The organism is Pseudoxanthobacter sp. (assembly GCF_036822375.1).
In the GTDB taxonomy this organism is placed as follows: Bacteria; Pseudomonadota; Alphaproteobacteria; order Rhizobiales; family Segnochrobactraceae; genus Pseudoxanthobacter.
In genome coordinates this window covers 1-20,126 of the sequence record NZ_DAISHT010000051.1, presented here as the reverse complement: position 1 = coordinate 20,126, position 20,126 = coordinate 1, and the positions used below count along the sequence as shown (strand labels likewise).

At 71.3% G+C, this 20,126-nt stretch carries 19 protein-coding genes; 11 read left to right on the top strand and 8 right to left on the bottom strand.

Annotated elements, in window-relative coordinates:
* Positions 1-2: 2 nt before the first annotated feature.
* Positions 3-1,349 carry a 30S ribosomal protein S12 methylthiotransferase RimO gene (gene rimO / locus V7067_RS07325; RefSeq protein WP_334175231.1) on the bottom strand — a complete coding sequence of 449 codons (1,347 nt, stop codon included), beginning with the start codon at positions 1,347-1,349 and terminating at the stop codon, positions 3-5.
* Positions 1,350-2,029: 680 nt separating this feature from the next.
* Between rimO and V7067_RS07320 the strand changes: the two genes are divergently transcribed.
* The 3 genes from V7067_RS07320 to dusA all read left to right on the top strand — a co-directional run bounded on the left by V7067_RS07320 (position 2,030) and on the right by dusA (position 5,881).
* Positions 2,030-3,229, top strand: coding sequence for a multidrug effflux MFS transporter (locus V7067_RS07320; protein ID WP_334175229.1), 1,200 nt, complete (start codon positions 2,030-2,032; stop codon positions 3,227-3,229).
* A 41-nt stretch (positions 3,230-3,270) separates the two neighbouring features.
* Positions 3,271-4,677: a H(+)/Cl(-) exchange transporter ClcA gene (gene clcA / locus V7067_RS07315; protein WP_334175228.1), complete on the top strand. Its 1,407-nt coding sequence runs from the start codon at positions 3,271-3,273 to the stop codon at positions 4,675-4,677.
* Between the two features lie 154 nt (positions 4,678-4,831).
* Positions 4,832-5,881, top strand: a complete 1,050-nt coding sequence (gene dusA, locus V7067_RS07310) for a tRNA dihydrouridine(20/20a) synthase DusA (protein ID WP_334175227.1) — start codon at positions 4,832-4,834, stop codon at positions 5,879-5,881.
* 7 nt (positions 5,882-5,888) lie between these two features.
* On the opposite strand, the gene V7067_RS07305 is transcribed toward dusA, so the two are convergent.
* The 3 genes from V7067_RS07305 to V7067_RS07295 all read right to left on the bottom strand — a co-directional run bounded on the left by V7067_RS07305 (position 5,889) and on the right by V7067_RS07295 (position 7,865).
* On the bottom strand, positions 5,889-6,626 hold the full coding sequence (locus V7067_RS07305) for a TIGR02281 family clan AA aspartic protease (RefSeq protein ID WP_334175226.1): 738 nt from the start codon (positions 6,624-6,626) through the stop codon (positions 5,889-5,891).
* 205 nt (positions 6,627-6,831) lie between these two features.
* Positions 6,832-7,038, bottom strand: coding sequence for a DUF1289 domain-containing protein (locus tag V7067_RS07300; RefSeq protein WP_334175225.1), 207 nt, complete (start codon positions 7,036-7,038; stop codon positions 6,832-6,834).
* On the bottom strand, positions 7,035-7,865 hold the full coding sequence (locus V7067_RS07295) for an adenosylcobinamide-GDP ribazoletransferase (RefSeq protein ID WP_334175224.1): 831 nt from the start codon (positions 7,863-7,865) through the stop codon (positions 7,035-7,037). Before V7067_RS07295 ends, V7067_RS07300 begins: the two co-directional genes overlap by 4 nt.
* Positions 7,866-8,317: 452 nt before the next feature.
* Here V7067_RS07295 and cobT point away from each other — a divergent pair, with 452 nt between their 5' ends.
* From cobT to der, 7 genes are all read left to right on the top strand, one after another.
* A complete protein-coding gene (cobT, locus tag V7067_RS07290) occupies positions 8,318-9,328 on the top strand; it encodes a nicotinate-nucleotide--dimethylbenzimidazole phosphoribosyltransferase (RefSeq protein ID WP_334175223.1) in 1,011 nt (336 codons plus the stop codon).
* Positions 9,328-9,978 (top strand): uracil-DNA glycosylase family protein, encoded by a 651-nt coding sequence (locus tag V7067_RS07285; protein ID WP_334175222.1) that lies wholly within the window; start codon positions 9,328-9,330, stop codon positions 9,976-9,978. Before cobT ends, V7067_RS07285 begins: the two co-directional genes overlap by 1 nt.
* 110 nt (positions 9,979-10,088) lie before the next feature.
* Entirely contained in the window at positions 10,089-10,574 is a 486-nt protein-coding gene (locus V7067_RS07280) for an Lrp/AsnC family transcriptional regulator (RefSeq protein ID WP_334175230.1), read from the top strand.
* A gap of 100 nt (positions 10,575-10,674) precedes the next feature.
* Positions 10,675-11,247: an NnrU family protein gene (locus tag V7067_RS07275; RefSeq protein ID WP_334175221.1), complete on the top strand. Its 573-nt coding sequence runs from the start codon at positions 10,675-10,677 to the stop codon at positions 11,245-11,247.
* A gap of 199 nt (positions 11,248-11,446) precedes the next feature.
* On the top strand, positions 11,447-12,145 hold the full coding sequence (locus V7067_RS07270) for a tetratricopeptide repeat protein (RefSeq protein ID WP_334175220.1): 699 nt from the start codon (positions 11,447-11,449) through the stop codon (positions 12,143-12,145).
* 133 nt (positions 12,146-12,278) lie between these two features.
* Entirely contained in the window at positions 12,279-13,622 is a 1,344-nt protein-coding gene (locus V7067_RS07265; protein WP_334175219.1) for a PQQ-binding-like beta-propeller repeat protein, read from the top strand.
* Positions 13,623-13,780: 158 nt separating this feature from the next.
* Positions 13,781-15,175, top strand: a complete 1,395-nt coding sequence (gene der / locus V7067_RS07260; protein ID WP_334175218.1) for a ribosome biogenesis GTPase Der — start codon at positions 13,781-13,783, stop codon at positions 15,173-15,175.
* 101 nt (positions 15,176-15,276) lie between these two features.
* Here der and V7067_RS07255 read toward each other — a convergent pair whose 3' ends face one another.
* Positions 15,277-16,392 carry a hypothetical protein gene (locus V7067_RS07255; protein WP_334175217.1) on the bottom strand — a complete coding sequence of 372 codons (1,116 nt, stop codon included), beginning with the start codon at positions 16,390-16,392 and terminating at the stop codon, positions 15,277-15,279.
* A 184-nt stretch (positions 16,393-16,576) separates the two neighbouring features.
* Between V7067_RS07255 and V7067_RS07250 the strand changes: the two genes are divergently transcribed.
* Positions 16,577-17,599 (top strand): AraC family transcriptional regulator, encoded by a 1,023-nt coding sequence (locus V7067_RS07250; RefSeq protein WP_334175216.1) that lies wholly within the window; start codon positions 16,577-16,579, stop codon positions 17,597-17,599.
* Positions 17,600-17,609: 10 nt separating this feature from the next.
* On the opposite strand, the gene V7067_RS07245 is transcribed toward V7067_RS07250, so the two are convergent.
* The 3 genes from V7067_RS07245 to V7067_RS07235 form a co-directional block, all read right to left on the bottom strand.
* Positions 17,610-18,896 (bottom strand): FAD-binding oxidoreductase, encoded by a 1,287-nt coding sequence (locus tag V7067_RS07245; RefSeq protein ID WP_334175215.1) that lies wholly within the window; start codon positions 18,894-18,896, stop codon positions 17,610-17,612.
* Positions 18,897-19,081: 185 nt separating this feature from the next.
* Positions 19,082-19,735: a phosphoribosylglycinamide formyltransferase gene (gene purN, locus V7067_RS07240; RefSeq protein WP_334175214.1), complete on the bottom strand. Its 654-nt coding sequence runs from the start codon at positions 19,733-19,735 to the stop codon at positions 19,082-19,084.
* A gap of 12 nt (positions 19,736-19,747) precedes the next feature.
* Positions 19,748-20,126, bottom strand: a 379-nt coding sequence (locus V7067_RS07235; protein WP_334175213.1) for an AIR synthase-related protein, incomplete at its 5' end; no start/stop codon positions are given.

Sequence of the window (20,126 nt, the reverse complement as noted above, 5' to 3'; positions counted from 1 at the left end):
GCTCAGCCGACGACGGTGGCGTGCAGGTCATAGGCATCCGCGCGGTCGATGCGCACGCTGACGAATTCGCCGGCGCGGATCGGCCGGCGGCCGGTGAGGTGAACGACGCCGTCGATTTCCGGCGCGTCCCAGGTGCCGCGGCCGGTGGCGGTGAGGCCCTTGGCGCTGTCGACGAGGATCTTCGCGCGCCGGCCGACGCGGGCGGAAAGGCGCTTCGCGCTGATGGCCTGCTGGCGGGCCATGAAGCGGTGCCAGCGCTCTTCCTTCACCGCCTCCGGCACCGCGCCGGGCAGATCGTTGGCCACCGCGCCTTCTACCGCCTCGTATTTGAAGCAGCCGACGCGGTCGAGCGAGGCCTCGTCGAGGAACGACAGCAGTTCTTCGAAATCGGCTTCGGTCTCGCCGGGGAAGCCGACGATGAAGGTGGAGCGGATGGCGAGTTCCGGGCACTCCTGCCGCCAGCGGCGGATGCGGCCGAGCGTCTTTTCCTGATGCGCCGGGCGGCGCATGGCCTTGAGCACGCTGGCACTGGCGTGCTGGAAGGGGATGTCGAGATAGGGCAGCACCCGGCCTTCCGCCATCAGGCCGATGACCTCGTCGACATGCGGGTAGGGATAGACATAGTGCAGGCGCACCCACGCGCCGAGGCCGCCGAGTTCGTTGGCCAGATCGTAGAACTTCGCGCGCACCTCGCGGTCGTGCCAGGGGCTGGCGGCATAGCGCAGGTCCACGCCATAGGCCGAGGTATCCTGCGAGATGACGAGGATCTCCTTCACCCCCGCTTTCACCAGCTTCTCAGCCTCGCGCAGCACATCGGCGGCGGGGCGGCTGACGAGATCGCCGCGCAGGCCCGGAATGATGCAGAAGGTGCAGCGGTTGGAGCAGCCTTCGGAGATCTTCAGGTAGGCATAGTGGCGGGGCGTCAGCTTCACGCCCTGCGGCGGCACCAGATCGACGAACGGATCGTGGGCCGGCGGCACGGCGGCATGAACGGCGCCCACGACGCTTTCGTAGGCCTGCGGGCCGGTGACGGCGAGCACGTCCGGGTGCACCCGGAGGATGTCGTCGGGCCGCGCGCCCATGCAGCCGGTCACGATCACCCGGCCGTTCTCGGCAATCGCCTCGCCGATGGCGCCGAGGGATTCCGCCTTGGCGGAATCGAGGAAGCCGCAGGTGTTCACCACCACCACGTCGGCGCCGGTGTGGCTGCGGGTGATCTCGTAGCCCTCGGCCCGCAACTGGGTGATGATGCGCTCCGAATCGACCAGTGCCTTCGGGCAGCCGAGGCTGACGAAGCTGATCTTCGGGTTGGCGCCGCTCTTCGGGCTGGTCTTGCCGCCGGCCGCCATCGCGGCCCCGGCAGTGGTCTGGGTCAGGTCGGACAAAGGGGCGGTCTCCAGGCCGCCCGTCGCCGGCGGCAGCGCGCAGCCCGCGTCAGCTGCGGGCGGCACCTCAGAATGATGTCAAACAGGATTTGGCAGAGCAAATGGCCCATCTTGCGGCGCGATGCAATGGCTGCGCGGCGGAGCAGCCCTGCGCGCCGTGCCGGCCGGCCCTGAAGGCACCGGCGGCGGCGGCCGGCGGGCACCGGGACCGGCCCCCGGTGCGGCGGTGCCCGCTGTGGTGCGCGGCGGCGCCGGCGGGGCCGGTACGGCCTTCGTGCGGGGGCCTGCCGCGCGCGTCGGGCCGGCCGTGCGCCCGGCGGAAAGGCTCTGCGGGAACGCGGAACCGCGGGGCGGTCACGTCTGCGTGGGGTGTCTTGTGCCGGGCGGTCCGGCAGGGCAGGGTGCGGGCCCGGTCCGCCGGCGTTGCGGCCAGTGTCGCGGCCTTGCGCCCTCCAGCTTCCTGCCTGCCTGCGCTTTCTTTTCTGTCTTTATGTTGCCTGCCTTCCGCCCTGTCTGCCTTTTTGCCCTGCCTGCCGCGCGCCCGGTTCCGGTCCGGTGCCGGCCGGCCCGTCATCGCGCGGTCACGGCAGCAGGCGATGTCGTGCCCCGTGCTGCCCTCCGGCGGCTTTGAGGTTGTCCGTTTCATGCACTCGCAGTCTCTTGCCCGTCAGGTCGTCGTGCTGGGGCTTCTGATGGCGGTCGGGCCGTTCGCCATCGACATGTACCTGCCCGGCTTTGCCGCCATCGCCTCTGCGTTTGCAACGTCGGAGGCCGAGGTCCAGCTCTCGCTGGTGTCGTTCTTCGTGGCGATGGCGCTCGGGCAGGTCATCTACGGCCCGCTTTCCGACATGATCGGCCGGCGGATTCCGGTGCTGGCCGGGCTCGGGCTGTTTGTCGTCGCCTCGGTCGGCTGCGCCTTCGCCACGTCCATTGATATGCTGATCGCGCTGCGCTTCGTGCAGGGGCTCGGCGGGGCCGCCGGCGGCGTCGTCACCATGGCCGTGATCCGCGACCTCGCCACCGGCGCCCGCGCGGCGCGGCTGATGGCGCTGTCGCTGCTGGGGCTCAGCCTGTCGCCGATTCTGGCGCCGGTGGCCGGCGGCGCACTGGTTTCGGTCGTCTCCTGGCGGGCCATCTTCGTGGCGCTGGCCCTGATCGGCGCCGCCGTCATCGTGCTGGTGATGCTGGCGCTGCCGGAAACGCTGCCGCCCGCGCGCCGTCAGCCGGCGGGGCTGCGGGGCACGCTGGCCTCCTACGGTGCGCTGTTCTCGTCCGGCTGGTTCCTCACGGCGGTGCTGGCCGGCGGCGGCGCGCAGGCGGTGCTGTTTGCCTATATCGCCGGCTCGCCCTTTGTGCTGATGACGCTCGGCGGCCTCAGCCCGCTGCAATACAGCCTCGTGTTTGCCCTCAACGCCGCCGGCATCATCGGCGGCGCGCAGTTCAACAGCATGCTGATCACCCGCTTCGGGGCCCGCCGCGTCGTGTCCGTGGCGCTGTGCGTGCTGGTGCCGGCGGCACTGGCGCTGGCCGGGGCGGAGGCCGCGGGCCTCGGCGGGCTGCCGGTTGTGCTCGGGCTGGTGTTCGTTTCGCTGGCCTCGCTCGGCCTCGTCATGCCCAACGCGATGCTGCTGGCGCTGGAACCGTTCGGCGCGCGCGCCGGGGCGGCGGCGGCGCTGGGCGGTGCGTTGCAGATGCTGGTCTCGTCGGCCGCGACGGCGCTCGTCAGCGCCGGATTCGACGGCACGGCGCGCTCGATGGTCTTCACCATGGCGCTCGGGGCGCTGGTCTCGGCAGCCTTCTGGCTTGCCTTTCTGCGGCGCATGGCGTGCAATCGGGCGGCCTGAGACCGCGCCGCGCCGGCTGACAAACACGGAGGCTCAAGACATTGTCGAACGGAAACGCTGCAACGCACCGGACGACCTCGGATGGCGTCTATTATCTTCTCGCTGCCGTGGTCGGTGTGCTGGTCGGTGCGATCGGCTCGGTGTTCCACATTGCCGTTGAGTTTCTGCTGGACTGGCCGAAATTCGTCATCGCGCACATCTCCGGTCCGCTTGTCTATCCCGTGCTGGCGGCCGTGGCGATGGCGATGGTGCTGCTCTCGGTCTATCTCGTCCGCCGCTTTGCGCCGGAGGCCGCCGGCAGCGGCGTGCAGGAGATCGAGGGCGCCATGGAGGGCCTGCGCACGCTGCACTGGTGGCGCGTGCTGCCGGTAAAGTTCTTCGGCGGCATTCTTTCGCTGGGCGCCGGTCTGGTCGCCGGGCGCGAGGGGCCGACCATCCATATGGGGGCCTCGATCTCGGAAGCCTTTACCCGCGCCACCGGCCTTGGCTTGCGCGACGGGCGCGGGCTGATGGCGGCGGGCGCCGCCGCCGGCCTTGCGGCCGCCTTCAGCGCGCCGCTGGCGGCGGTGCTGTTCGTGATCGAGGAAACGCGCCGGCAGTTTCCCTATGGCTTCCGCACCTACACCGCCGTCATCGTGTGCTCGGCCGCTTCGGGTGCCGTCACGGTGGCCATCGGCGGGGCACGGCCGTTTCTGTTTCTGGAAGTGCCGGACATGCCGCTCACGCTGCTGCCGGCGTTCATCGTGCTCGGCGCGCTTCTGGGCGGGGTGGGCGTGCTGTTCAACGCCGGCGTGCTGACCGGCCTTGAGAGCGCCGACAAGGTCGGCCGGCGCTTCACGCCCTATCTGTGGCCGGCGGTCGTGGCCGCCGCCATCGGCGTTCTCGCCCTGCTGCGGCCGGAGGCGACGCAGGGCGGCGAGGGGCTGGTGCTGACCATGGCGCACGAGCATCTCGGCGTGCTCACGCTGGCGGTCATCGTGGTGATCCGTTTCGTGATGACGATGGCGAGCTATTCCACCGGCGCGCCGGGCGGCATCTTCGCGCCGATTCTGGCCATGGCGACCGCCTTCGGCCTGCTGTTCGGCGGCCTGCTCGATCTCGTCGTCACGCTGCCGCCGGGCACGTCGACCGCCTTTGCGGTGGCGGCCATGGGCGGGCTTTTCACCGCCACGGTGCGGGCGCCGCTGGTGGGCATGGTGCTGGTGGCGGAACTGACCGGTGCCTACAGCCTGTTCCTGCCGGTCATCGTCACCTGCGTGATGGCCAACATCGTTGCCGAGGCGCTGAAGGGCCGGCCGATCTACGAACAGCTTCTGGAGCGCACCCTGCGTCTGGCCGGCCAGACGCCCGGTGTCCGCGGCGACGACGAGGCAATCGGCGGCTGGGACGAGAAGGGGCGCCGGCACCCCGATCACCTGATGCCCGACCGCGCGCCGCCGCGGGCGTGAGCCGGCGCCCGGCCGCCGCCGGGCCGCACCGGCCGCCTGCCGGCCCCGGCCCGGCGGCGCAGGCGGCCTTGATGCGACGCCGTTCCTGTGCTTCCTGCCGCCCCGGGCTGCGGCAAACGCGGACCGGCGGAGCGAGCGGAAGGACATGAACCGAATGAGCGCGGAAAAGCCGTCCGCATATCGCGTGGCGGGCACGGCCCCGGCCTTCGCGGTGGCGCCGATGATCGACTGGACGGACCGCCACTGCCGGTTCTTCCACCGGCTGCTGTCGCGGCGGGCGCTGCTCTATACGGAGATGATCACCACGCCGGCCATCCTTCACGGCGACCGGGCGCGGCTGCTCGGCTTTTCGGCGGCCGAACATCCGGTGGCGCTGCAGCTTGGCGGTTCCCAGCCGGAGGCGCTGGCGCTGGCGGCGCGCATCGGGGCCGATTTCGGCTATGACGAGATCAACCTCAACGTCGGCTGCCCGTCCGACCGCGTGCAGGACGGCCGTTTCGGCGCCTGCCTGATGGCGGAGCCCGCGCTGGTGGGCGATTGCGTGGCGGCGATGAAGGCGGCCGTGGCCATTCCGGTCACCGTCAAGTGCCGCATCGGCATCGACGATCAGGACCCCGGGCCGGCGCTCGATGCGCTGGCCGATGCCGTGGTGGCGGCGGGGGCCGACGCGCTGTGGGTCCATGCCCGCAAGGCGTGGCTCCGGGGGCTGTCGCCGAAGGAGAACCGCACCATTCCGCCGCTCGATTACGACCGCGTCTTCCGCCTGCGCGCGCGGCTGGCGGCCGGTCCGCGGCCGGTGTTCGTCGGCCTCAACGGCGGCATCGGCAGTCTGGAGGAGGCGCGTGCGCTGATGGACCGGGTCGATGGCGTCATGCTGGGCCGCGCGGCCTATCAGACGCCGGCTCTGCTGGCGGGCGTCGACCGGGCGTTCTATAGCGAGGCGGAGCCGCCGGCCGCGCCGGAGGCGGTGGCCGGTGCGATGATGGACTATATCGCCGCCGAAGGCGCCCGCGGCGTGCCGGTGGCGGCCATCGCGCGGCACATGCTCGGCCTCTTCGCCGGGCAGCCGGGTGCGCGGGCGTGGCGGCGCATCCTGACGGTGGAATCGCACCGGCCCGGTGCCGATGCGGCCGTTGTTGCCGAGGCGCTGGACGTGGTGCGCGCCGCTGCGGCCGCCCGGGCGGCGGGGCCGGAAGCCGCCTGAGGCGGGCTCACGGCGTCAGTTCCATGGTGTCGCCGCGCACGCCATAGGCGGAGAGCCGGTCGAGCGCGCTGAGGCCGACAAGGCTGACCGGCAGCGCCTGCGGCGGCGCCACCATGGCCGCCACGTCATCCAGCACGATAGGGCCGAGGGCCAGTTGCTTCAGCCGCACCGGGGCGGCGAAGGCGGTGCCGTTTGCCGTGCGGACCGGCAGGGTGAAGGCGAGGGCGGCGGTATCGATGCCGGCCGCGCGGGCATCCTGCGGGCGCAGCATCACGCCCGAGGCGCCGGTGTCGATCATGAAGCGCACCGGTGCGCCGTCGGCCCGGCCGTCGATCATGAAGTGGCCGGAGGCATCGCGCGCGATCAGCACTGCGCTGCCATCGGCCGGGCCGACGGCGAGCCCCGGCACGAGGGCTGCCGCGGTGCGCCGGGCTACGATGGCCAGATCGTGGCGCATGGCATAGCCGGCGACCAGCCCGAGCCCGAGCACGCCCCACAGCAGCAGGCCGGCGGCAAGGGCCCGGCCACCGCCCGGCCGGCCCAGAAAGCGGCCGGCGAAATAGACGAGCAGCATGCCGAGAATGACGACCTGCGGCCAGTTCTGCGAGAACGCCCCGGCGGCCCGCGGGCCTGCGCTGCCGCCGAAAAGCCACGCCGCCGCTGCCACGACGCAGATGGCGACGAGGATGAGGCCGAGCACGAGGCGCAGGCGGCTGCCGGGCGGACGCATATCGGGCGGGCTCATGTTTGTGTCGCGCGGGCGCATCCGGCGCGTCGCCGGCCGACCGGATCTGGAGCGGCTTGATTTGGAGCGGCTTGTGCCGGACTGACGCGGCGTCGGCCGATCCGGCATTGCTCAGGTCTGCCGGCCCGCAAGGCGGCGGCCGGTGCTGCAGGGGAGGCCGCCGGGCGCTGCCCGCGCGGCCGGCTGCTGGCGCAGACATGGCCCGTCATCGCCGTCCGCTCCCGGACGCGGCGCGGCGGGCGGGCAGGGCGGCCATGATGGCGGCCCGCTCGGCCGGGCTCATCGATCGCCAGCGGCCGATTTCCTCCAGCGTGCGGGCGCAGCCGATGCAGAAGCGGCGGCCGGCATCCGGCGTGCAGATGCCGGTGCAGGGCGAGGGGATGGCGGCGGAGGCGGAGGCCGGGCCGCTCATGGCTTTGCCCCGGCCGCTGTTGCCAGTGTCAGCAGGAAGGCGATTTCGGCAATCTGTTGCGTGGCGCCGAGAATGTCGCCGGTCTGGCCGCCGATCTGCTTCAGGCACACGCGGGCCATCAGCACCATGGCCGCGGCCACCAGCGCCAGCCCGGCAAGGCTGAGGGCTGCGCCGAAGGCCGGTGCCACCAGCGCAAGGGTGAGGGCAACGGCAATGGGCAGGCCCGGTAGCAGGTCCGCCCGCGACGGTACACCGGCGGCCGCCATGCCGTCGCCGCGGGCGGCCGGCACCATGGTCATCACGCCGAGGGCGGCAAGCCGTGTCACGCCGCGCCCGGCAACGAAGGCGCCGGCCGCCCCCAGTGGCCCGGCAAAGCCGATCAGGGCACCGAGCGCGCCGGCGCGGGTGACAAGCGACATGATCATCGCCGCACTGCCATAGGACCCGATGCGGCTGTCGCGCATGATTTCCAGCTTGCGTTCGCGCGTCCAGCCGCCGCCGAGGCCATCGAAGGTATCGGCCAGACCGTCTTCGTGGAAACAGCCGGTGACCAGCAGTTCGGTTATCAGCGCCAGGCAGGCGGCCAGCAGCGGCGGCAGGCCGGGCGCCGTGGCCGCGACCAGCACCGCCGCGGCCGGCAGGGCGATCAGCCCGCCGGCCAGCGGCACGCTCCAGCCGATGCGCGGCATGGAGGGCGGGGCGGCGGGATCGTCGGCGGCACTGAGCGGCGGCAGCGGAAGGCGCGAATAGAACCGCACGCCGGCTGCCAGATCGGCCAGAATGCGGGCGGGAAGGCGGGGGCAGGGGCGGGACGGCGGTTCGGTCACGATCGCGGGTCTTTCGGCAGGCGGGGTCTTTTCGCAGGTGCGGGCGGCGCGGGTCTTCCCGGCGGAAGGGCCGGCGCAATAACAGGCCGGCTCAGCAAGGCCGGTTCAGGAAGGCCGGTTCAGGAAGGCCGGCCTGTTATTGCGCCTTTCGGCCTGCCCCGCCAGTCGCCCGCGCGCCGGGCAGCCGGGCGCAGGCCCGATGTCGCCCGGCGCACGGCGGCGGTTGCCGGGCCGCAGCGGCGGCCGGCATCGCGGCAGCGGGAAGGCGCGCCGGCGGGCCGGCGCGGGGCCGCGTGCCGCAGCCGGCACCGCCGCAAAGGCGCGGGCGCGACAGAGTGGGTCTTGGCCGGCCGGGCGGTTCTGGGCTATGGGGAAGCCCGCCCGTGCGCAGGCCGGGCCCCCGGGCGGCCGGCCGGCTGCGCCCGGATCTATCGACAGACAGGACGATCCCGATGGCCCATCCGCTTGAAGATATGCGTGCCCTCATCCGCGGCGCCCCCGGCGCCGACCGGGCGGCGGTGGAGGCGGTGCGCCGGCGCAACGCCGAGCTGACCAAGCCGGAAGGGGCGCTCGGGCGGCTGGAAGCGCTGGTGGAATGGCTTGCGGCCTGGCAGGGCCGCCCGGTGCCGGAAGTATCCATGCCCCTGGTGGCGGTGTTTGCCGCCAACCACGGCATCGCGGCGCGCGGCGTTTCGGCCTATCCCGCCGATGTGACGAAGCAGATGGTGGCGAATTTTGCCGCCGGCGGCGCGGCCATCAACCAGATCTGTCAGGCCAGCGACATCGGCCTCAAGGTGCTGGAACTCGCGCTCGACTATCCGACCCCGGACATCACCGAGACCGACGCCTTCGACGAGATGGGCCTTGCTGCCACCATGGCCTTCGGCATGGAGGCCATTGCCGGCGGCACCGACCTGCTGTGCATCGGCGAAATGGGCATCGGCAACACGGCCGTCGCCGCGGCCATCTATCATGCGCTCTACGGCGGCGAGGCGGCGGACTGGACCGGCCGCGGCACCGGCGTGGACGATGCCGGCCTTGCGCGCAAGACCGCGGCCGTGGCCGCAGCGGCCGGGCGCCTTGCCGGCGAGACCGACGGTCTGGAAATTCTGCGCCGCGTCGGCGGACGCGAGATCGCGGCCATGGCCGGCGTTATCATCGCGGCCCGCCACCAGCGCATTCCGGTGATCGTCGACGGCTACGTGTGCACTGCTGCAGCGGCCGTGCTGCACCAGATCGATTCGCACGCCATCGACCATTGCCTGATCGGCCACCTTTCGGCCGAGCCGGGCCATGTGCGCGTGCTGGAGCGGCTGGGCAAGAAGCCGGTGCTCGACCTTGGCCTGCGCCTTGGCGAAGGCACCGGCGCGGCGCTTGCCGCCGGCATCGTGCGTGCCGCCGCCCGCACCCATGCCGGCATGGCCACGTTTTCCTCGGCCGGCGTTTCCAGCCGCGACGACTGATGGCAGCCACGGGCGAAGCGGCTGCGTGCGCCCGTCTGGCCGGCCTCGGCCGCGCCATTACCGCCTGCCGGGTGTGTGTGGAAACACCGCTCGGCCGGCCGCTGCCGCACGAGCCGCGCCCGGTGGTGCGGCTCAGCGCCACGGCGCGGCTGTGCATCGCCGGGCAGGCGCCGGGCACCCGCGTCCACGGCAGCGGGGTGCCCTTTTCCGATCCCTCCGGCGCCCGCCTGCGGGCGTGGCTCGGCATCGGCCCGGATCTCTTCTACGATACCGCCCGCGTGGCCATCGTGCCGATGGGGTTCTGCTTTCCCGGCCACGATGCCCATGGCGGCGACCTGCCGCCGCGGCGCGAATGCGCCCGCACCTGGCATGACAGCGTGTTCGCGGCCATGCCGCAGCTGGCGCTGGTGCTGGCCATCGGCGCGGCGGCCCAGCGCTATCACCTGAAGGGCGATTGCCGGGCCAGCGTCAGCGACACCGTTGCCGCCTGGCAGACCCTGCTTCGCAGGCCGGGCGCGCCGCGCGTGTGGCCGCTGCCCCATCCCTCCTGGCGCAACAACGGCTGGCTGCGCCGCCATCCGTGGTTTGAGGCCGAGCTGCTGCCCGCGCTGCGGGCCGAGGTGCAAAATTTGCTCCTCGGGGGCCGTTGATTTTCCTTTCCGGCAATTTCATTCCTATTGCAGCGCGTTTCTGAAACGTGTATCTCCGATGGATATTAATCGATACAGTCTATAGACAATAGGAAGGCGCTGGCGCCATGATCGACCGCACTGACCGCAAGATCCTCTCCATCCTGCAGGAGGACTCCACCGTTCCCGTGGCCGAGATCGCCCGCCGGGTCGGGCTGTCGACCACGCCGTGCTGGCGCCGCATCCAGAAGCTGGAGGAAGACCGCGTCATCACCGCGCGGGTCGCGCTGCTGGATCCGGTGAAGGTGAACGCGCCGGTCACGGCCTTCGTCTCCATTGTCACCAGTCAGCATTCTCAGGACTGGCTGACACGCTTTGCCGGTGTCATTCAGGATTTCCCGGAGGTGGTCGAGTTCTATCGCATGGCCGGCTCGGTGGATTATCTGCTGCGTGTCGTCGTGCCGGATATCGCCGCCTACGATGCGTTCTACAAGAAGCTGATTTCCAAGATCGAAATTTCGGATGTCAGCACCACATTTGCGATGGAGCAGATCAAATATACGACTGCGCTTCCGCTCGGTTACATTCCGCTCGACAAGGCGCGGACGAGCGACTGATGCCGCCATGCTGCGGCGCGGCGTCGCGCGTGACGCCGCGGCCCTCATGCCGGGCCGGGGGCTGTGCTTAAGTGCCGCCTTCTCGTGAGGGAGGCTGGCGATGCTGGTTCTTGCGCTCGGGCTTGCGATCTTCATCGCGGTGCATCTCGTGCCTGCGTCGCCGATGCGCGCGCGCCTTGCGGCGCGGCTGGGCGATAACGGCTATCGGGCGCTGCACTCCGCGCTGGCGCTGGCCGGGCTGGTGCTGATCGTCACCGGCTTCGGTCTGGCGCGGGCGGCCGGGCCGTCAGAACTCTACAGCCCGCCGTTCTGGCTGCGCCATCTGGCGCTGGGGCTGATGCTGGTTGCCTCCGTGCTGGTGGTGGCCGGTTTTGTGCCCTGCCACATCCGCAAGTGGGTGCGTCATCCGCTGGTCAGCGGCGTCGGGGTTTGGGCCTTCGCTCACCTGCTGGCCAACGGCGATGCTGCCTCGGTGCTGCTGTTCGGCAGCTTTTTCCTTTGGGCCGGCTTTTCCCGCATCTCGCTCAAGCGCCGCGAGGCCGCGGGGCTGGTGGTGGTGCACGGCGGGCCGTGGCGCAACGATTTTCTGGTTGTTGCGGTCGGACTCCTTGTTTATGCCGCGATCCTCCTCAGACTGCACGTCTGGCTGATCGGCGTGCCGGCGGTGCTCTGAGGCGCGCCGCTGCTGCCGCCCGGCCGGCGGGATTGCGCCGCGCGGCGGGGCCGGCAGGCGGAATGGTGCTTGGCGAACCCTTGCGAACGCGGTAATCCCTGCGGCACGAACGTGGCCGGCTTGCAGCCTCAGGGCGGAGCCGGCAGACGCAACACCGATGGGCTCGCCGGTGGAAGAAGAGCGGCGGGAACGGGGACGTATGGCGGATATCTTCCACGAAATCCAAGAGGACATGCGGCGCGAGCGCTTTCGCGGCCTCTGGAACCGGTTTGGCGTGCACTTCATTGTGCTGGTGGTGCTGGTGATTGCCGGCACGGCCGGCTGGCGCGGCTATGTCGCCTGGCAGGATTCAAAGGCGCGCGCCGGCGGCGATCAGTTCTATGCCGCGCTTGAGACCGCCTCCAAGGGCGATCACAAGGCGGCCATCGATGCCCTGAACCAGCTCGTCGGCGAGACCGGCGGCGGTTATGCGATTCTCGGCCGCTTCCGCGTGGCCGCGGAGCAGGCCACGGCCGGCGACACGGCTGCCGCCATTGCCGGCTTCGATGCCATCGCCGCCGATGGCAGCGTGCCGGTGCTCTATCGCAATCTGGCCCATGTGCGGGCCGGCTATCTGGCGCTTGCCGGCAGCGATCCGAAGGCCGCCGCGGCGCGCGTCTCCTCGCTTGCCGGAGAGGCCGGCGGTCCGTGGCGCCAGCCGGCGCGCGAGATCATGGGCCTTGCCGCCTACGCGGGCGGCGATCTGGCCACCGCGCGGCGCTATTTCACCGATATCATCGGCGATGCCGACGGCCCGCGCGAGGCGGCCGAGCGTGCGCGCATCATGCTGTCGCTCATTCAGGCCGCTTCCGGCCCGGTTGAGGTCAGGCCCGCGCCGGCGACCGGCAACGGGTCGTAACGCCGCCGGTCGGGCCGGACGGCAAACGGATGACAACGGCCCGCACCTGCCGGGCCCGGTTCTGCGACGGCCGGTGCCGCCGCAGCGCAATACCGCCGATGGATAGATTGCAAGGATCGCCATGCGCCCGCCCGTGTCGCCAAAGCACCTCGTCCGCTTCGCGCTCGTCTCCATGCTCGTGTTCGGCGTGGCGGGGTGCGAAACCCTGAGCAGCCTCAACCCGTTCGAAAAGAAGCAGCCGCCGCTGCCGGGCAAGCGCGTGGACGTGTTCACGGCCGACGACGTGCTGCAGCAGGCCGGCGCCGGCACCGCCACCATCGGCGGGGCGCAGTCGAACGCGGACTGGCCGGTGGCCGGCGGCACGCCCGCCAACGATTCCGGCAGCCTCGCCTTTGCCGGCTCGGCAACCCGGGCGTGGAGCACGACCGTGCTGGGCGGCAGCCTTGGCGGCGGCTGGTTCGGCGCGGCCGACAGCCGCGTCTCGGCCCGTCCCGTGACCGGGGCCGGGCAGGTTTATGTCTATGCGCCGAACGGCGCCGTCACCGCGCTGTCGCTGGCAAACGGCGGCCGCGCCTGGCAGGTGTCGCTGCGGCCGGAGAAGGAGCGCGATCCGGCAATCGGCGGCGGCGTGGCCTTCGGCGAGGGCCGGGTTTATGTCGGCACCGGCTATGGCGCCCTCGTTGCCCTCGACCCGGCCTCCGGCAAGACGCTGTGGACCAAGGATCTGGCATCGCCGGCGCGCGGGGCCCCCACGGTTTCCGGCGGCAAGGTGTTCATCGTTTCCGACCAGAACGTGGTTTACGCCGTCAACGCGGCGGACGGCAGCGAGGCGTGGTCCTATCGCGGCATTCCGGAAGCCGGCGGCCTGCTCGCTTCCGCAAGCCCGGCGGTGTCGGGCAACACGCTGGTCGCGCCCTACACCTCCGGTGAGGTGATGGGCTTCGACATCGCCAAGGGCGAGCCGCAGTGGTCGGATGCGGTGACGCAGTCGACCCGCACCATGGCGCTGTCGTCGCTGTCAGATGTCGCGGCCAGCCCGGTCATCGTCGGCGACACGGTCTATGCCACCGGCGTTTCCGGCCGCACCATCGCCATCAACACCAAGACCGGCGAGCGGCGCTGGGACCAGAACGTGGGCAGCGCCCACACGCCGGTGGTTTCCGGCAACGCCGTGTTCCTCGTGGATCTCGATGACCGCGCCGCCGCACTGGACCGCAACAGCGGGCAGCCGCTGTGGTCGGTGCAGCTGCCGGTGATCAACACCAAGTCCAAGCGCACCCACTGGGCGGGCCCGCTTCTGGCCGGCGGCCAGCTGTGGTTCGTCTCGTCGGCGGGCGAGATGATGACGGTCGATCCGGCCGGCGGCAAGCTCGGCCCGGTGCGCAAGATCGGCGATCCGGCGTTCATGGGCCCGATTCTGGCCAACGGCACGATGATCGTGGTCAGCGGCGTCGGCACCATCACCGCCTATCGCTGACAACAACCGGCGGCCGCCCGGCGGCTGCCGGCCCGATTTCCGGGGCCTTTTTCCGTTCGGACGGGAAAAGGCCCGGATGCGTCTTCGGAAGGGCATCGCTGCGATGCCCGGTGAAGACGGATTACCTTTCAGACACAGAACCGCGGAAAAGAACCCCCATGGACCTCGTCGTTGCCATCGTCGGACGGCCGAACGTCGGCAAATCGACCCTGTTCAACCGCCTCGTCGGCCGCAAGGTGGCGCTGGTGGACGACACGCCGGGGGTGACGCGCGACCGGCGCGAGGGCACCGGCCATCTGGGCGATCTGACCTTCACCATCGTCGATACCGCCGGCCTTGAAGAGGCCGGCGAGGAAAGCCTCGAAGGCCGCATGCGCGCCCAGACCGAGGCCGCCATCGGGCAGGCCGACATCGTGCTGTTCGTCATCGACGGCCGCGTCGGCATGACGCCCATCGACGAGCATTTCGGCGCCCTGCTGCGCCGCACCAACCGGCCGGTCGTGCTGGTGGTCAACAAGGCCGAGGGAAAGGCCGGTTTCGACGGCCTGATGGAAGCCTATGGCATGGGGCTGGGCGAGCCGGTGGCGATTTCGGCCGAGCACGGCGAGGGCTTCGCCGACCTCTATGCCGCCATCGTCGATCATTTCCCCGATCCCACGCTGGCGGTGGAAGAGGTGGAGGCGGTGGCCACCGACACCGAGGAAGGCGAGGAAGAGGGCCTGCTGTCGCGGCCGCTGAAGCTTGCCGTGGTCGGCCGGCCGAATGCCGGCAAGTCGACCCTCATCAACCGCTATCTTGGCGAGGAACGGCTGCTGACCGGGCCGGAAGCCGGCATCACGCGCGATTCCATCACCGTGCCGTGGGAGTGGAAGGGCCGTCAGGTCGATTTCGTCGACACCGCCGGCCTGCGCCGCAAGGCGCGCGTGGAAGGCAAGCTGGAACGCCTTTCGGTGGGCGAAACGCTGCGGTCCATCCGCTTCGCCGAGGTGGTGCTGCTGACGCTCGATGCCACCATTCCCTTCGAGAAGCAGGATCTGCAGATTGCCGACCTCGTGGTGCGCGAGGGCCGGGCCATCGTGATTGCGCTCAACAAGTGGGATCTGGTGGAAGACCGCAATGCGGCGCTGAAGGCGGCACGCGAGCAGGTGGACCGCCTGCTGCCGCAGATCCGCGGCGTCGATCTGGTGCCGGTCTCCGGCTTTACCGGCGAGGGGCTGGACCGGCTGATGGGCGCAGCCTTCAAGGCGCGCGAGGTGTGGAGCGAGCGCATTTCCACCGGCCGTCTCAACCGCTGGCTTGCGACCGTGCTGGAGCATCATCCGCCGCCAGCCGTGTCCGGCCGCCGCATCAAGATGCGCTACATGACGCAGGCCAAGTCGCGCCCGCCGCATTTCGTGGTGTTCTGCTCGCGCCCGGAAGCCCTGCCGGATTCCTATACCCGCTATCTGGTCAACGGCATCCGCGAGACGTTCGAGCTGCGCGGCTGCCCGGTGCGCCTCAGCCTGCGCAAGGGCGATAATCCGTTTGCCGATAAGGACGGCAAGAAGAACTGAGACGGCACAAGCGCTGATCTGTGGCGCCCCGGAAGGGCGGCGGCAGGAGCGGAGATGATCAAAAGGCCGGGCCGCCGCTGCGGTGCCCGGCCTTTTCTGCGTCAGCCCTGCTTCAGGAAAGCGACGATCGCCGCCAGAATGGCGGCGTGCGCCTTCGCGCGGTCGGTGCCGGGCGGGTCGGTGCAGACCGGGTCGTCCTGTTCCTGCGCCAGCACCGCGGCCCCCTCCGGCTTGCAGACCGCCAGAAAGGTGAAGTGGTGGCCCGGTGCCACCACGGCATAGCTTGCCTGCGGCAGCCGGGCCGGCAGGTTGCTGCCGGCGGGCGACAGGTCGGTCGCCTGCCACCGTTCCGCTCCGCCGAGGTTCATCAGCAGCACCGGCTTGGTCACCCGGGTCAGCGTCTCATCGGTCATGGCGCGGGAGAAGCCCGGCTCCACCGCCACGAAGCGCGCAATGCGGGCATCCGCCGTGCCGGGTGCGGTGAAGCCCGCCGGCAGGGCGGCGAAATCGACGCCGCCGCGGGCAAAGAACGTGCAGTCGCCGGCCTCCCGCCCGGGCCCGGCGCAATAGGCGCGGTAACGTTCGGCCGAAATGCCCACGCCGGCGAGATTGAGCACCGTGGAGCCGCCGAGCGAGAAGCCAAGCGCGGCGACGGTGCGGGTTTCGACATGGGGGGCAAAGGCGGGATCGGCCAGCAGCGCATCGAGCGCGGCTTTCAGATCGGCCGCGCGCGCGCCGAGCAGCAGCGAGCGGCGGGGCGAGGAATCCCCCGATGTGCTGCCGGGATGGTTGACGGCCAGAACCATGAAGCCGTTCTGCACGAGGCCGGCGGCAAGCCAGCCGAGGCCATCCATGTTGCCGCCGGAGCCGTGGGAGACGATCACCAGCGGAAAGCGCCCGGCCGCCACCCCGGCGCCGACCAGAGCCGGCGTGCCGGTAAACACCGCGTTGTCGCCGATGAGCCCGCGATAGGTGCGCGTGCCGGCGGGATACCAGACGGAGGCCGCCAGCGGCGCCGGCCGGTGCGCGGCCTGCACGGTGAGGCGGTCGTAGCCGGGCACGGCGCTGCCGGCGCTCTCCTGCGCATGGGCGGTCCCGGCGGCCAGGCCGGCGAGGAGCAGCAGGGCGGCGAGGCGGCGGAGCGGACGGGCGAGGCGGCTGCGGATGGCAGCCGGCACGGCGGTGCGCGGCAGGGGCGTGGCGGGGGGAGGCATCATGGCGGTTCACCGGCTCCGGCTGTTCGTGAACGGGATGCGGCCAGAAGGCGCCATCCGGCCGGTTTCTGCGTCCTCAATCCGGTTTCAGGTCGCCCGGGATGCGGTTTTCGGCCATCACGGTGGGCGTCGGGACATCCGGGCACAGGTCGCCTGTGCCGGTTCCCTGCGCGGTTGGAGGCTTTTCATGCTGACGCTGCCGATGCCCATGGTGACGGCGCTGATTCTGGGCTTGCTGGCGGTGGAAGCGCGCCTGCGGCGCCGGCCGCCGCTGTTTTCGGCGCTGCTGGCGGTGTGCGCGTTTCAGGGCGTGGTGGTGTCGCTCGGGCAGTACTATCTGGTGCCGGGCTTTGCGCGCGTGCAGCCGGTCACCGCCACCGCGGTGCCGGTGCTGGCGTGGGTCACCTTCCGCGTCACGGCCATCGGCCCGCTGCCGTGGCGGCTTGGCGCGGTGCACCTTGCGGTGCCGGGCTTCACGGCGTTCTGCGCGGTCTTCGCCCCGGTCGCGCTCGATGCCGCGGTTTCCGGCGCCTTCCTGGCCTATGGCGGCGCCATTCTGGCGCTGTTGGTGCGCGGCGGCGCCGATGCGCTGCCGCTGATGCGGCTGGAGAACGGCGAACGGCCGGATTTCGTCTGGCGGGCGATCGCCGCGGCTCTGATCCTGTCCGGCATCAGCGACGGCCTCATTGCCGTTGCGGCCGCCGCCGGGGCGCTGTGGCTCAAGGGGTGGATCTTCGGCCTGTTTTCCACGCTGTCGCTGCTGTGCATCGGGGTGCTGGTGCTGTCCCGCAGCCTCGTGGGCGATGCGGAGCCCGATGCCGGGCCGGCGGCGGCCGCACCGGCGGAGGGCGCGGCGGCAGACGAGGCCGCCGACCGGGCTCTGGTGGCGCGTCTCGCCGACCTGATGGAAACCGAGCGGCTCTATCTCGATCCGGCGCTGACGCTCGCCCGCCTTGCCCGTCGCCTGCGGGTTCCGGCCAAGGCCCTGTCGGGAGCGATCAACCGCATCACCGGCGAAAACGTCTCGCGCTTCGTCAACGGCCACCGCGTGCGCCATGCCTGCGCCTGCCTCGCCGCGGGCGAGAGCGTGACGGCGGCGATGCTGGACAGCGGTTTCAACACCCGCTCCAATTTCAACCGCGAGTTTCAGCGCGTCACCGGCTGCGCGCCCTCGCTCTGGCCGGCCGCGGGCGCGCCGGCCGGCGACTGAAGGCGCGCGCTCAGCGGCCGCGCAGGCGGTCGAGCAGCAGGTGCCAGCTCATGCTGGCTTCGGCGCCGATGCGCCAGAAGCGCTGAAACGGCATCGGCTCCAGCCGGTTGCGCACCGGCAGATCGACCACGGCCGTGCCGCCGGAGGCGATGCGCGCGGCAACGATGCGGCCGGAAACGGTGGCCATGGCGACACCGCGGCCGTTATAGCCGAGCATCAGGTGAACGCCCTTCTCCGGCGCCGTCAGGTGAGGGAAATGGTCCTGCGTGACGGCCACCTGCCCGTGCCACTGCCAGGGCCACGCCACGCCGCGCAGCTGCGGCCACAGCTTTTCGGCATAGGCGACGAGGTGGCGATAGTCCTGCGGGCCGCGGGCATCGCGCTGCGGGCCGCGACCGCCCATCAGCAAGCGTCCTTCGTCGTCGAGGCGGTAATAGACCACGTCCCACGCCGCCTCGTAGAGCGCCGCGCCCGAAGGCATGATGGTGCGGCGAACGGCCTCCGGCAGCGGATCGGTGGCGGCGATGTTGGTCCACACCGGCGCAATCGTGCGCTTCAGGCCGGGCCACAGGTCGCCGGTGTAGCCGTTGGTGCCGATCACCAGTTCCGGCGCCGTCACGCGGCCGCCTGCGGTCGTGACCTGCCAGCCGCTGCCGTCGCGCTGCACGGATGTGGCGCGGCTGTTGGCATACAGCACGGCGCCGGCCCGCTGCGCGGCAAGGGCAAGGCCGCGGGCATAACCCAGCGGATTGAGGTGGCCGCCGCGCGCATCGAGCGCACCGGCGAGATAGAGCCCGGTTCCGGTTGCCGCCTTCATTTCGGCGGCATCCAGAAAGCGCACCGGGCCGCCGCGGGCCGCGCACTGTTCCACCAGCGCCCGCACACCGGCGATGCCGGTGGCATCGATCGCCGCGCGGATGGTGCCGGTGCGCGCAGGCGCGCAGTCGATGCCGTGCTTCTCGATGAGGCCGAACACCACGTCCGGCGCGCCATAGGAAAGCGCCAGCATGCGGCGGCCGAGATCGGCGCCCCAGTGGGCCTCCACCTCGTCGGGCAGCAGCTTCAGGCCCGGGTTGACCTGTCCGCCGTTGCGGCCGGAGCAGCCGTGACCGATTTCGCCGGCCTCCACCACCACGGGCTTCAGCCCCATCTCCGCCAGATGCAGAGCCGTCGACAGGCCGGTGTAGCCGCCGCCGACGATGGCGACATCGGCCGTCACCGCACCCTGCAGGGGCGGCGCGGCGAACGGCGGCCGGGCGGTCCGGAGATAGAGATTGCGCATCGGGGCGGCGGGCATGGGCGGATCATCCTGCGGGCAGCGCCGGCGGCCCTGCAGGCGGCCGGCACGAAGAAGCGACAGCGCGCCCCGCGACCGGCAGCCGGGCGGGGCAGCAGGCCGGCATGCGGCAAGACCTGCGCCACATGCCATGCCGCAGCCGGCGGCCAGCCCCGCCTGTTGCGCAGGGCCGGTTCGCAGCGGCCTCAGAGGCCGGGGGCGATCAGCGCCGCGGCGGCGCCGGCCTCGCCGTCGACGAACACGCGCTCGCCCTCAAGCGTCGCGCGGCCGGAGGCCCACAGCCGCAGGGCATGGGGATAAAGCCGGTGTTCGGCACCCAGCACGCGGGCGCCGAGGCTGTCCGGCGTATCGCCGCTCAGCACCGGCACGGCGGCCTGCGCGATGATCGGGCCGGCATCCATTTCGCTGCGCACCAGATGAACCGTGCAGCCGTGCAGCTTCACACCCGCCTCAAGGGCCCGCTCGTGGGTGTGCAGGCCCTTGAACGCGGGCAGAATGGCGGGGTGGATGTTGAGCATGCGGTCGCGCCAGTGCTCCACCAGCCAGGGCGTGAGCAGGCGCATGAAGCCGGCCAGGCAGATCAGTTCGATGCCGGCGGCCTCCAGCCGGGCGGACAGTGCCCGGTCGAAGCTCTCGCGGTCGGCAAAGGCCTTGTGGTCGATCACGTCGGTCGGCACGCCGAAGGCGGCCGCGCGCTCCAGCGCCAGCACGCCCGGACGGTTGGAGACCACCAGCGAGAAGGCCGCCGGAAAGGCGCTGTCGTCGCGGGCCGCCTCCAGCAGCGACACCATGTTGCTGCCGCGGCCGGAAACGAGGATGGCGGTGCGAACGGGGGTCACGATCGGCCGGCCTCAGCCTTCGAGCGGCAGGGCGCCGTCATAGACGACCGCCTCGCCCGTGCGCGGCACGATGGTGCCGATGATGGCTGCCGCCTCACCAAGCTGGCGCAGGCGCTGCACCGCGGTCTCGGCCGCGCCGGCCGGCACCACGACGACCATGCCCACGCCGCAGTTGAAGGTGCGCAGCAGCTCCGCCTCTTCGATGCGCCCGCCCTTTGCCAGCCACGAGAACACCGGCGGCACGGCGATGGCGGAAAGATCGATGCGGCCGGCTACCGTTTTCGGCAGCACGCGCGGCAGGTTCTCCGTCAGGCCGCCGCCGGTGATATGGGCGAGAGCCTTGACGGGAAGCCCCTCGCGCAGAACCGTCAGCAGCGACCGGACGTAGATG